Source organism: Azospirillum isscasi (assembly GCF_030849505.1).
In the GTDB taxonomy this organism is placed as follows: domain Bacteria; phylum Pseudomonadota; class Alphaproteobacteria; order Azospirillales; family Azospirillaceae; genus Azospirillum; species Azospirillum isscasi.
Genome location: NZ_JAUJFI010000168.1, coordinates 1 through 12,241 on the forward strand (window position 1 = coordinate 1; position 12,241 = coordinate 12,241).

Below are 12,241 nucleotides of genomic sequence, written 5' to 3' on the forward strand. Positions count from 1 at the left end.
GGGTTGTCCTTGAAGCGGCCGGCGCCGCGGCCACCCGCGTGGATCTGCGACTTCACGACCCAAACCGGACCGCCCAGCTCGCGGGCGACGGTTTCGGCTTCCTGCGGGGTGTAGGCGACGCCGCCGCGGGGCACCGCGACGCCGTACTTCTTCAGCAGGCCCTTGGCCTGGTACTCATGGATGTTCATCGGGCGTCCATCTGTTTTTATGGTCGGCTGACAGATTTTGGTCGGCTGACGATGGGCGAAGATCGGGCAGGCGTTTCCTGCTGGCGGACACGCCAGGACGCAAGTCTTCGGGAAGCCTTGTCCTTCGAGAAGCCTTACGCCGGCTGGCGCGAGCGACCGCGGTTACTGTACCACCCGGGGCGGCGTGTTCAACCGTCCGCCCCGGGCGATAAAGCCGCAGGTCACCGCGCAGGCAAAAAACAGGCCGCCTTAGGAGGCGGCCTTCTCAGCCTGCTGCTTCTTGACCACCTCGACGAGCTGCTTCACAGCGTCGACCGAGTGATCGAACATCTTCTTCTCTTCCTCGGAGAGATCGATCTCGATGATCTTCTCGACGCCACCGGCGCCGATGATCGTCGGGACGCCGACGTAGAGGTCGTTCTGGCCGTACTGGCCGGTCAGGTAGGCGGCGACCGGAACGACGCGCTTCTGGTCCTTCAGGTAGGACTCGGCCATCTGGATGGCGGAAGCGGCCGGGGCGTAGAAGGCCGAGCCGGTCTTCAGCAGCTTGACGATCTCCGCACCGCCGTCGCGGGTGCGCTGCACGATGGCGTCCAGCTTCTCCTGCGTGGTCCAGCCCATCTTGACCAGATCCGGCAGCGGAATGCCGGCGACGGTCGAGTAGCGGACGAGCGGGACCATGGTGTCGCCGTGGCCGCCCAGAACGAAGGCGGTGACGTCCTCGACCGACACCTTGAACTCGTCGGCCAGGAAGTAGCGGAAGCGGGCCGAGTCGAGCACGCCGGCCATGCCGACGACGCGCTCCGGCGGCAGGCCGGACGCCTGCTGAAGCACCCACACCATCACGTCCAGCGGGTTCGTGATGACGATCACGAAGGCGTTCGGGGCGTACTTCTTGATGTTCTCGCCGACGGTCTGGCAGACGCCGGTGTTGATGCCGATCAGGTCGTCGCGGCTCATGCCCGGCTTGCGCGGCACGCCGGCGGTGACGATCACGACGTCGGCGCCTTCGATGACCGAATAGTCGTTGCCGCCGCTGAGCTTGGCGTTGAAGCCTTCGACCGGCGAGGTTTCAGCCAGGTCGAGGGCCTTGCCCTCCGGCATGCCTTCCGCGATGTCGAACAGAACGACGTCGCCGAGTTCCTTCTGGGCAGCGAGCAGAGCCAGCGTGCCGCCAATCTGGCCGGCGCCGACGAGCGCAATCTTCTTGCGAGCCATGGAGCGTTTCCCTAAGCGTGAGCGTCCCCCATTCAGCGGAGGACAGAACCGATTGAGTTTAGCGTCCTAGGGATCCAGCGCCCTGAGATTTCGAGGGCGGTTCCTAGCGCGATTCCGGCCCGAGAGCAAGCGTGACCGCAAGCGCGGGGACGGAACTGTGCAATCGATTACGGCGAATGGCCGGAACGGCAAACAGGAATTTGGTGTTGGCGCCGCGGCGCACTATTCTTTGGATGGGTTTTGAAGGCTGTTCCGGATGGGGGGAAGGGGTATGACTCGCTTTGCACCGGCATTTTGCCTGACCGTGACGCTGGCGCTGGGGAGCGGCGGCGCCGCGTTGGGACAAACCGTCGCAGACTATGAGGCGGCTCTGGCCAAGGCGCCGCTGAACGGCGCGGCGGCCGCCCCAGGCGCTTCGGCAGGCGCCCCGGCGGACACCGACGTGGCCTATTGCCGGCCCGTGGCGAATTATGTGTACACCTCCGTTCCGCCGGGGGAACGCAGCGGCATCGTGGTGCCCTTCGTCGCCTTCGACGGGCCCAGCGACCCGGCGGTGCTGCGCAAGCGCGAGCTGTGCGAGACGGTGCGCCGGATGGCGGTGATCCAGTTCGATTCCGGATCGGGCGAGGAGATCGTCACCCCGCCGCAGCTCATCGACACGGACCCGTCGCGCCCGATGTATCAGAACGATCCGATGATGGACCCGGACTCCCGGCGCGCGCCGGCCCGCCGGCCGCTGGAAATTCAGTAGCGGACGCCGTAAAGGGCGAGGTGGCGGGTCATGTCCGCCGCGGGCAGCGGGTAGCCGGTGCCCCGGCGGGCGTTCAGCACCGCGCGCGGCGGGATGCCGGCGGCGCGGACCTGCACCCGCATGGCGCAGCGCATCGAATAGCCCGCCCGCCAGACCAGCGCGGTGACCGCGCGGGGATCGCCGGAGCGCAGGATGTCGTCCACGATCGCCGGGTGAACGGCGGCGCGCAGGGCCAGGGCGGCGCGGACGAAATCCGTCTCCTCCCAGGACAGGGCGTCGTCCAGCGCCGTTTCGTCCAGGGCGCCCTGCCGGTGAAGGCGGACGGCGTGCCGTTCGGGGGACTCGGCGGGGTCGCGCGCCTCGATCCAGGCGACACGGCGGCGGGTGACGGCGGCGACCTCCGCCGCGGTGGCCGCGTCGAAATCGGTGCGGCGGCGCAGCAGGTCGGCCACCGAATCGTCCACGAACTCCGCGAGCCGCAGGGCCAGCCGCTGCGGCAGGGCGGGGCGGCCCGCCAGCTTGGCCTGCCAGTCCGGATGGCCGCCGGACCGTTCCACCAGATCCTCCAGCCGGTCTTCCGGGATGACGGCGCCGCTGTTGTCCAGCAGCAGGCCGGTGGCCTCCGCGTCGCCCGTGTCCACGATGGCGCAGGACAGCGGCGCGCTGACCGCCGGGCGCCGCGCGATGGCCGACAGCGCCCAGCCCGCCGGGTGGGCGGCGACGATCTCCAGCAGATCCTCGTCGGTCAGGGTGGCGCAGCAGTGCAGGATCGGCTCCGCCACCGAACGCTCCACGTCGCGGGCCAGCGTGCGCGCCATGGCCGGCGGGGCGCAGGCGATGTCCTTCAGCGCCCCGGCCAGCGCCGCCCGCACATGGGCCGCATGGTCGCGGGCCAACCGCTCCAGGGCGCGCAGGGCGGCGGCGGTGGCCTTGTCCTGGCTGTCCGGCGGCAGGTCGGGGAGCAGGCGGCACAGCTTGCGGGCCAGCACCGCGCGCCCCCCGGCGTCGCCCATGCCGGCCAGCCGGGATTCGACCAGGGCCGTGCCGACGCGGCGGCGCGCCGGTTCCAGCGCGGGAGGAGCGGGGGGAGCGTCGTCGAACAGGTAGCCGAGCAGTTCCGGTTCCACCCCGTCGTCCCCGCCGGACTGCGCGCGCGGGCCGGCGGGCGCGGCGCGCCCGGTGCTGCGGGCGGTCGCGTCGGGACGGTCGTCTCCGGAGACGGAGGGAGGGGCCTGACGTGGCTGCATCCCGACATCCAACGACGGTGCGGTTAACGGGCCGCTAATGGACCCAAACTTGTCATCGGAGGCCGCCGCCGGTGTCGGTGATCCATCCGCCAGTCGTCCGGTCCGCCGGCGATGACAAGGCTTTGAAAAGCGGAGGTTGAAAAGAAAAAGGGCCGCAACCCCGATGGGGCGCGGCCTTGAAGAGTTTAGGGAGGAAACGCACTGCAAAAGCAGTAACGGGGCGGATCATAGGCTCTGACCTTGGCGCATGGTAATACCAAGTTGGTATTGGTGCGGTGCGGTATACGCATGGCGGTGCGGGAATAAAATGTTGCTTGCCCATCGGGTGGGCAGGATTTCGACCGTTTGCACACATTCGAGCCGGAAAGCTCAATGATGGAAATGCAAACGATCAGCGAAGGAATATTGTTCGTGAGGGAAATAATGGCGGGCGGACTCCGCCCGATTGCTGCGGGCGCCGGCGCGGCGACGCCGTTGCGCGCCGCGTTCCTTGGACGCGGTTTCAGTCCGCTTTGAAAGCGGGACCGTTCAATCGGGAGGTTGATCGCCGCCGGGTTGGAACCCGGCTTCGGCTTGGCGGTGCGGCGCTCCCATCGGAAGCGCCGTCCGGGTTACTTGAAGAACAGCCGGTACAGGGCCGCATGGTCCAGCCCGCCATCGCCCTGTTCGGCCAGCAGTTCGAACAGTTCCAGGCTCAGGCCCAGCGCGGGAAGCTGGATGCCGGACTGCTCCGCCAACTCCTCCGCCTGTTTCAGGTCCTTGATCTGGGTAACCACGCGCCCGCCCGGCGTGAAGTCGCCGGACACCATGCGCTGGCCGTGCAGGTCCAGGATGCGCGACTCGGCGAAGCCGCCGCGGATGGCGTCGCGGACCTTGCCCGGCTCCACCCCCGCCGCCCTGGCCAGCGCCAGCGCCTCGGCCACCGCGCCGATGCTCAGCGCAACGATCACCTGGTTCGCCATCTTGGCGACCTGACCGGCCCCGCTGCCGCCGACATGGGTGATGCGCTGGCCCATGGCCTGGAACAGCGGCAGGGCGCGGGCGAAGGCGTCCTCCGTCCCGCCGGCCATGATGGTCAGGGTGCCGGCCTCCGCCGCCACCGTTCCGCCGGACACCGGGGCGTCCACCCATTCGGCGCCCCTGGCGCGGACGGCCTCGGCCAGCTTGCGGGTCGCCGCCACCGCCGTGGTGCCCATGTCGATCACCAGATGGCCGGGCGCCAGCGCGTCCATCAGGGCCGCGGCCACCGCCTCCACCGCCACGGTGTCCGACAGCATGAGCACGATCGCATCGGCGCGGGCGGCGGCCTCGGCGGGGCCGGCGGCGGGGCTCATGCCCTCGCCCGCCAGCTCCTCGACCGGGCCGGGGCTGCGGTTGTGGATGACCAGCGACGCGCCGGCCTTCGCCAGATTGCGGGCCATGGGCCGCCCCATCAGGCCCAGCCCGATGAAGCCGACCCTCCGCCCTTTGAGACCTTCCATGTCCCGGCCCGTCACAGGCGGGCGTGGCGCGCCCGCGCGCCGCGTTCGATGGCGGCGGCGCACAGCCGGTCCACGCCCAGCTTGTGCCGGATCAGCTCCAGCATCCGCAGCTCCTCCTGCGAGGCCGAGGGGTCCGCCGCCGCGATGTCGCAGGCGAGCGCGTAGGCGGTCTCGCACAGCTTGGGCGGGATGGCCTCCTTGACGATCTGGAGCGTCGTCTCCAGCCCGTCGGTGTCGGCCAGCAGACCGGAACATTCGCGGGTCACGTCGGTCAGCCGGTCGATGTCGAAATCCTTGAAGATCGGCAGATAGCGGACGTTCTCGCCGATGGCCTCAAGCTCCGCGTCCGTCATGTCGCCGTCGCACGCCGACACCAGCACCATGACGTAGATGAGCGCGCTGTGGTGGTTGATCATCGAAACTCCTGCGGGAAAGGGCCCCGCCCAATCTTGCCCGTGCCCCACGCGCCGTCAAGGGAGCCATGCCTGCGACGGAAGGGTGGGTCCCTCGACAGGGAGCGGGCTGCCCCTTAAGGTCGGGCCCCATGTCGGTGGTCATCAACGTGGCGCTCCCGGTCTTCGCCATCATCCTGGCGGGCGTCCTTTCCGGTAAGGCGAAGCTGCTCGGTCCCGCCTCCTCGGAGGCGCTGAACAAGTTCGTCTACTGGATGGCCCTGCCGCCGGTGCTGTTCCTGGGCACCGCCAAGCGCTCGCTGCCGGAGATCTTCAACGGCCCCTTCATCGGCGCCTTCCTCGGCTCGATGCTGGCGGTCTATGCGCTCGGCGCCGTCCTCGGCTGGCTGATCCACCGGGAGCGGACGCAGATCCAGTGCATGCAGGGGCTGAACGCCTGCTTCTCCAACACCGGCTACATGGGCATCCCGCTGTTCCTGGCGGCCTTCGGCCCGGACCGTCTGGCCCCGGCGATCCTCGCCACCGTCATCATGAGCGCGATCATGGTCGGCATCGCGGTGATCTGGTTGGAATTCGCCAACAGCCACGGCGGCGGGATCGGCAAGGCGCTGGCCGACGTGGGCCGGGCGCTGGTCCGGAACCCGCTGATCATCTCCACGGCGCTGGGGCTGGCCTGGTCGGTCTTCCTGTCCGGCGTGCCGGTGCCCCGCCCCATCACGACCTATTGCGAGTTGATGGGCGCCTCCGCCGGCCCCTGCGCCCTGTTCGCCATCGGCCTGTTCCTGGCGACCCAGAGCCTGAAGGCCAACCTTCTGGAGGTCGGCTGGATCAGCGCCCTGAAACTGGTGGTGCAGCCGGCGCTGGCGTGGTTCCTGATCCAAACGCTGTTTCCGCTCGACCCCTTCTGGACCGGTTCGGCCATCATCCTCGCCGGCCTTCCCACCGGCGCCCTGACCTTCGTGGTGGCCAGCCAGTACCGGATCTATGTGGAGCGCACCTCCTCGGCGATCCTGATGTCCACCATCGCCAGCGTGGTCACATTGTCCTTTCTTCTGGCGGTCTACGCCCCCGCGCACTGAAGGCGGGAGAAATTCTCCTGCCATTTCACCCGCTCAACGTGTCGCGCAACTTCGTTAACGCAGGGCGGTCACAATAATGCGGCGCCCCTGCGTCATTCTTGCGTCTTGCCGGATAACCGCCGTTCCATCACTTGTTCCACCCCTGCCTTATGCCTTTCGTATAGACTGCTGGTCAGACCCAGCTTTTTCGTTCAGACACGAAACAATCGCCAGCCGCCGCATCGCTTCGGGGGAAGAGTACCTGCCATGTCCATGCTGAATTCCATGACCATCCGGGCCAAGGTGGTAACCGCGACCGTCGCGGTCCTTCTGATGACGGTCTCCCTGGGGCTGTTCGCCGTCGAGCGGCTGAGCACCGTCAACCAGGCCGCGGAGGAAATCCGCGCCAACTGGCTGCCCAGCCTCACCGCCATCACCGAAATGGATGGAGCGGCGAACGACTACCGCATCCTGGAAGCGTCCCACATCCTGGCCCTCTACCCCGCCGACATCGCCGAGGCCGAGAAGGAGATGGCGGGGGTGCTGAACCGGCTGGCCGAATCCCGGCGGAAGTACGAGTCGCTGCTGACCCCCGGCTGGGAAACCCAGACCGCCAAGCGCTGGCAGGCCGCCTGGGACCGCTACATGAAGATCAGCCAGGACCGGCTCCTCCCGCCCTCCCGGGCGAACGAGAACGAGAAGGCCGCCGACATCTACCGGACCGAATCGCACAAGGCGTTCGACGAGTGCAGCGCCCTCCTCGACGAGCTGACGGCCTTCAACGTCAACAGCGCCGGCAAGACGGCGGAAGAGGGCAACGTCGCCTATGTCGGGGCGCAGACCTGGATTCTGGGCGCCATCGCTCTGGTTTCGCTGCTCTGCCTGTTCGCCGGCGTCACGCTGACGAGGACGATCGCCCGGCCCATCATCGCGCTGACCGGCATCATGGACCGTCTGGCCAAGCGCGACCTCGCCGTCGCGGTGGAAGGCGGCGCCCGCCAGGACGAGATCGGCGCCATGGCCCGCGCGGTGCAGGTCTTCAAGGACGGCCTGATCGAGGCCGAGCGCCTCACCGCCGCCCAGGCCGCGGAGGAGGAGAACAAACGCCGCCGCGCCGAGCGGGTCGATACGCTGATCCGCGGCTTCGACAGCGCGGTGCACAGCGTCCTCCAGACCGTGGGCGCGGCGTCGTCGCAGCTCGACACCACCGCCCGCAGCATGACCGACATCGCCGAGCACACGCGGGCCGAGGCCGGCGGCGCCGCGTCCGCGGCGGAGCTGACCTCCGCCAACGTGCAGACCGTCGCCTCCGCGTCGGAGGAGATGGCCGCCTCCATCACCGAAATCTCCCAGCAGGTGTCGCAGTCGGCCAGCATCGCCGGCAAGGCGGTGGACGAGGCCGACCGCACCAACGCCACCGTGCAGGGCCTTTCGGAGGCCGCGCAGCGCATCGGCGACGTGGTGGACCTGATCCAGAACATCGCGGCGCAGACCAACCTGCTGGCGCTGAACGCCACCATCGAGGCGGCCCGCGCGGGCGAGGCCGGCAAGGGCTTCGCCGTGGTGGCCAGCGAGGTCAAGAGCCTCGCCAACCAGACCTCCAAGGCGACGGAGGAGATCGCCCAGCAGATCGGCGCGATCCAGTCGGCCACCGACGGGGCGGTCGGCGCGATCCGCGGGATCGGGGCGACCATCTCCTCGATCAACGACATCTCCTCCTCCATCGCCGCCGCCATCGAGGAGCAGGGGGCCGCGACCCAGGAGATCAGCCGCAGCGTCCAGCAGGCGGCGCAGAGCACCCAGGAAGTGACCAGCAACATCAGCCGCGTGTCGCAGGCCGCGACCGAGACCGGCAGTGCGGCGACCCAGGTGATGTCGGCCTCCGCCGACCTGAACAACGGGGCGATGCGTCTGAAGAGCGAAGTGGAAAACTTCCTCAACGCCATCAAGGCGGCGTGACGCCGTGACCGGGACCGGTGGGCGGCAGCGGGGCTGCCCACCGGCATCCCCGCCGGACGGCGCGTCCCGGCCTCCCGCTCCTCATACTTTCGAAGAATTGCGCGGCAATCGGTTTGACAACCGGCGGCTGTTCCGGCACTCCATCATCATCAAAAATACAAGATGGAGGAACCGCCATGCTGGGCATCTATGCGCAGCACGCGCAGACCTATTTGCTTGTCCTGATGATAAGCACCACGATTTTCTTTGCTCTTCCAATTTTCATCGCGCCGCTGACCTGGGCAAGACTGATGCTGTGGCGCATCCCGGAGGACAAGGACCTCGCCGTCTATTTCGGGCGCTGCCTGGGCGCGTTCATCCTGATCGTCGAATTCCTGATGCTGCGCGGGGCGGGCGGAGAGGGCACCGCCTACGCCTTCGACGTTCTGTTCGCCGTGTTCGGGCTGATGCTCGCCGTCCACGTCTACGGCGCCATCCGGCGCATCCAGCCGATCACCGAAACGCTGGAAATCGGCTTCTGGGCGCTGCTGCTCGTGCTCAACACCTGTTTCTACCCGGTCCCGTCCGCCTGACGGAGCGCTCCCCGGCCGCCGCTGTTGCCAAGCCGCCGCTGCCCGTATATTGTGCGCCGCGCATCAAGAGTTGAGCGGACGCTCAACGCCAACCTGCTTCCCGAGCAAGGTGGCGTCCCGAAGGGGGATGTGGCCGGACCGGCAATCATACGGGGCTCGCCATGACGTCCGTTTTGACCGATGCGCCGACAGCGGAGCCGGACGAGTCATGCCCATCAGGATACCCAACGATCTTCCCGCCTTCACCGCCCTGCAGGCTGAGGGCGTCATGGTCATGCAGGAGGCCGACGCCATCCGGCAGGACATCCGGCCCCTGCGGTTCGGCCTGCTGAACCTGATGCCCGACAAGATCCGGACCGAGACGCAGATCGCGCGCCTTCTGGGCAACACGCCGCTGCAGGTCGAGCTGTCGCTGATCCGGATCACCAACCATGTGTCGCGCAACACCTCCGCGGACCACATGAGCGCCTTCTACCGGTCGTGGGAGGACGCGCGCCGCGAGAAGTTCGACGGATTCCTGATCACCGGCGCGCCGGTCGAGACCATGCCCTTCGAGGAGGTGTCCTACTGGGACGAGTTGTGCTCGGTCTTCGACTGGACGCAGAGCCACGTCCATGCCTGCCTGAACATCTGCTGGGCGGCGCAGGCCGCCATCCATCATTTCCACGGGGTGCCGAAGCATCTGCTGGGGAAGAAGGCGTCCGGCGTGTTCCGTCACCGCAACCGCGTTCCCGCCTCGCCCTATCTGTGCGGCTTGTCCGACGACGTGCCCATCCCGGTCTCGCGCTGGACCGAGGTGCGCCAGGAGGACATTCCGGCGGACAGCGGCCTTCGCGTGCTCCTGGATTCCCCGGACAGCGGCCTCTGCCTGCTGGAGGACGCCGCCCACCGCTCCCTGCACATGTTCAACCACATCGAATACGACACCGACACGCTGCGGAACGAGTATCTGCGGGACGTCGCCAAGGACGCGGCCACGCCGGTTCCCCAGGGCTACTTCCCGGACGACGACCCGACCCGCCCGCCGGAAAACCGGTGGCGCAGCCACGCCCATCTGCTGTTCGCGAACTGGATCAACCAGATCTACCAGACGACGCCCTTCGATCTCTCCCGCATCGGCGCGGGCTGACCGGGAGGCCGCGGCCTCCTACCAGCCGCGCAGGAACTCCTCCGTCGCCTCCACGGCCTCCTTGATGCCGACGCGGCGGACCTCCACCCCCTCCGGGAAGGCGCCGAACAGGCGGCTGGGCATCATCGGGTCGAGCAGGACGAAGACCCCCGTGTCGTCGGCCCGCCGCACCAGCCGTCCGAACGCCTGCTTCAGCCGCAACCGCGCGATCATGTCCTCGTAGCGCCGCCGCCCGAAGGCGTCGCGGCGGGCGCGGTGCAGGATGTCCGGGCGCGGCCAGGGCACGCGGTCGAACACGATCAGCCGCAGCGAGCGGCCCGGCACGTCCACCCCGTCGCGCACCGCGTCGGTGCCGAGCAGGCAGGCGTGCTCCTCCCCCCGGAAGATGTCGATCAGCGTCGCCACGTCCAGCGGATCGACATGCTGGCCGTAAAGTGGGATGCCGGTGGCGTCGAGCGGCTCGACGATGCGGTCGTAGACGGCGCGCAGGCGGCTGATCGCGGTGAACAGCCCCAGGCCCCCGCCGCCCGCCGCCTGGAACAGCGTGCGGTAGGCCGAGGCGACCTGCCCCAGATCGTCCTTGCGCACGTCGGTGACCACCATCACCCGCGTGCGGTTGGGGTAGTCGAAGGGGGAGGGCACCTGGGCGCGCAGCGCCGGCTGCGGCAGGTGGCTGGCGCCGCAGCGGTCCTCCGCCGCCTGCCAGTCCATCGCCGTGTCGCCGGTGCCGTCGGTCAGGGTGGCGGAGGTGACCACCATGCCGTGCGCCGGCCCGGCCAGCGCCTCGGCGAAGGGAACGGTGGGGTCGATCCAGTGGCGGTAGAGCCCGACATCCACGTCGCGCCCGTCGATCCGCTCCACCGCGAACCAGTCCACGAACTGCGGCGGGGTTTCCACGGGCAGGGTCTTCAGCATGGCCCGCCACGCCTCGACCGTCAGCACGCCGCGCCGGGTCAGGCTGCGGGCCATGGCGTCGATGCGCCGGCGCTGGTCGCTGTCCAGCTCCGCGGTCTCGTCCTCCAGCCGCGCGGCCAGCCGCTTCGCCAGCCCGGCCAGCGGCTCCGACAGCCGGACCAGAGCCGCCTCCAGCGCCTCCGCCGCGTCGAGCAGCCCGTCCACCGGATAAGCCTTGTCGGCCTCCAGGCTGTAGGGACCGCCCTGTCCCGCCGTGCGGGAATAGACCTGCCGCCGCGCGGCGAGCAGGAACGCCTCGGTCGGCCCCTGCGGGTTGTCGGCGGACAGCCGCGCCGCCCAGCCCTCCGCCGGCAGGACGCGGGCGCCCATCATCACGGCGTCCATCAACTCCTGGGCGCGCTCGTCGCTGGCGACCAGATCCTCGATGCGGCGCTTCAGCCCGCGGGCGCGGCTGCGCCCCGTCTCCTCAGCGCCGAGCAGCCAGCGCCGCAGCTCCTGCGTCTCGCGCCCGGTCAGATGCCCGGCGAAGGCGCTGTCCGCCGCGTCGAAGACGTGGTGCCCCTCGTCGAAGACGTAGCGGGTGGGCAGGGTCGGCTCCTCGCCGCCGCCAAGGGCGGCCTGCACCATGACCAGCGCGTGGTTGGCGATCACCACGTCGGCCTTGCGGGCGCGGCGCACGCTCTTCTCGATGTAGCAGCGGGCGTAATGGTCGCAGGCGGAGTAGATGCACTCGCCCCGCCGGTCGGCGAGGCCCAGCGTCCGCCCGCGCCCGGCGATGTCCACCAGCCAGCCGGGGAAGTCGCCGCCGGTCAGGTCGCCGTCCCGCGTCGCCGCGGCCCAGCGCGCCATCAGCCCCACCCCGATGGCGTGATGCGGCTGCATCGGCATGCCGCGGATCGCCTCCTCCAGATTCAGCAGGCACAGGTAGTTCTCCCGGCCCTTGCGCAGCACGACCTTGAGCGCCTTGGTCGCCGGTTCGGGGTAGAGGCGGTCCAACTCCGCGTCGATCTGGTGCTGGAGGTTGCGGGTGTAGGTGGAGATCCATACGGTGCCGCCGTTCTTCTCCGCCCACACCGTGGCCGGCGCCAAATAGCCCAGCGTCTTGCCGACGCCCGTTCCGGCCTCCGCCAGCACCACGTTCGGGGTGTCGGGGGCAGGGCGGGGGGCGAAGGCGGCGGACACCGCGCTGGCGTAGTCGGCCTGCTGCGGGCGCGGCTCGGCCAGCTTGCCGGGCACGCTGGCCGCCAGCATCACCGACAGCCGGCGCCGCGCCTCGTCCGGCTCCACCTGGTGGTGGGCGGGCGGCGGTT

General features: G+C 69.2%; 11 protein-coding genes and 1 riboswitch. Of the genes, 5 read left to right on the forward strand and 6 right to left on the reverse strand.

The window, feature by feature from the left end; genetic code table 11:
* On the reverse strand, positions 1 to 188 hold a 188-nt coding region (locus QSG27_RS23900), incomplete at its 3' end, for an ATP-grasp domain-containing protein (RefSeq protein ID WP_306710553.1).
* Between the two features lie 249 nt (positions 189 to 437).
* A complete protein-coding gene (mdh, locus tag QSG27_RS23905; RefSeq protein ID WP_035675841.1) occupies positions 438 to 1,406 on the reverse strand; it encodes a malate dehydrogenase in 969 nt (322 codons plus the stop codon).
* A 271-nt stretch (positions 1,407 to 1,677) separates the two neighbouring features.
* Between mdh and QSG27_RS23910 the strand changes: the two genes are divergently transcribed.
* On the forward strand, positions 1,678 to 2,157 hold the full coding sequence (locus QSG27_RS23910; RefSeq protein WP_306710559.1) for a hypothetical protein: 480 nt from the start codon (positions 1,678 to 1,680) through the stop codon (positions 2,155 to 2,157).
* Here the strand turns inward: QSG27_RS23910 and QSG27_RS23915 are convergent.
* The 3 genes from QSG27_RS23915 to QSG27_RS23925 all read right to left on the reverse strand — a co-directional run bounded on the left by QSG27_RS23915 (position 2,151) and on the right by QSG27_RS23925 (position 5,301).
* Positions 2,151 to 3,404, reverse strand: coding sequence for a DUF2336 domain-containing protein (locus tag QSG27_RS23915; RefSeq protein ID WP_306710561.1), 1,254 nt, complete (start codon positions 3,402 to 3,404; stop codon positions 2,151 to 2,153). The two genes, QSG27_RS23910 and QSG27_RS23915, sit on opposite strands and share 7 nt — an antisense overlap.
* A gap of 611 nt (positions 3,405 to 4,015) precedes the next feature.
* Positions 4,016 to 4,885, reverse strand: coding sequence for an NAD(P)-dependent oxidoreductase (locus QSG27_RS23920; protein ID WP_306710563.1), 870 nt, complete (start codon positions 4,883 to 4,885; stop codon positions 4,016 to 4,018).
* Between the two features lie 11 nt (positions 4,886 to 4,896).
* Positions 4,897 to 5,301, reverse strand: coding sequence for a tellurite resistance TerB family protein (locus QSG27_RS23925; RefSeq protein ID WP_306710565.1), 405 nt, complete (start codon positions 5,299 to 5,301; stop codon positions 4,897 to 4,899).
* Between the two features lie 128 nt (positions 5,302 to 5,429).
* Here QSG27_RS23925 and QSG27_RS23930 point away from each other — a divergent pair, with 128 nt between their 5' ends.
* The 4 genes from QSG27_RS23930 (at position 5,430) to QSG27_RS23945 (ending at position 10,016) form a co-directional block, all read left to right on the forward strand.
* Entirely contained in the window at positions 5,430 to 6,377 is a 948-nt protein-coding gene (locus tag QSG27_RS23930) for an AEC family transporter (RefSeq protein WP_306710566.1), read from the forward strand.
* A gap of 246 nt (positions 6,378 to 6,623) precedes the next feature.
* The gene (locus QSG27_RS23935) at positions 6,624 to 8,315 is read left to right on the forward strand and encodes a methyl-accepting chemotaxis protein (protein ID WP_306710568.1); all 1,692 of its coding nucleotides are present in this window, start codon (positions 6,624 to 6,626) and stop codon (positions 8,313 to 8,315) included.
* Positions 8,316 to 8,491: 176 nt separating this feature from the next.
* Positions 8,492 to 8,887 carry a hypothetical protein gene (locus tag QSG27_RS23940; protein WP_306710570.1) on the forward strand — a complete coding sequence of 132 codons (396 nt, stop codon included), beginning with the start codon at positions 8,492 to 8,494 and terminating at the stop codon, positions 8,885 to 8,887.
* A 55-nt stretch (positions 8,888 to 8,942) separates the two neighbouring features.
* Positions 8,943 to 9,046, forward strand: a riboswitch (SAM-I-IV-variant riboswitch).
* A gap of 49 nt (positions 9,047 to 9,095) precedes the next feature.
* Positions 9,096 to 10,016 carry a homoserine O-succinyltransferase gene (locus QSG27_RS23945; protein ID WP_306710572.1) on the forward strand — a complete coding sequence of 307 codons (921 nt, stop codon included), beginning with the start codon at positions 9,096 to 9,098 and terminating at the stop codon, positions 10,014 to 10,016.
* Between the two features lie 18 nt (positions 10,017 to 10,034).
* Here the strand turns inward: QSG27_RS23945 and QSG27_RS23950 are convergent.
* The coding region (locus QSG27_RS23950; RefSeq protein ID WP_306710574.1) for an ATP-dependent DNA helicase at positions 10,035 to 12,241 on the reverse strand (2,207 nt) is incomplete at its 5' end.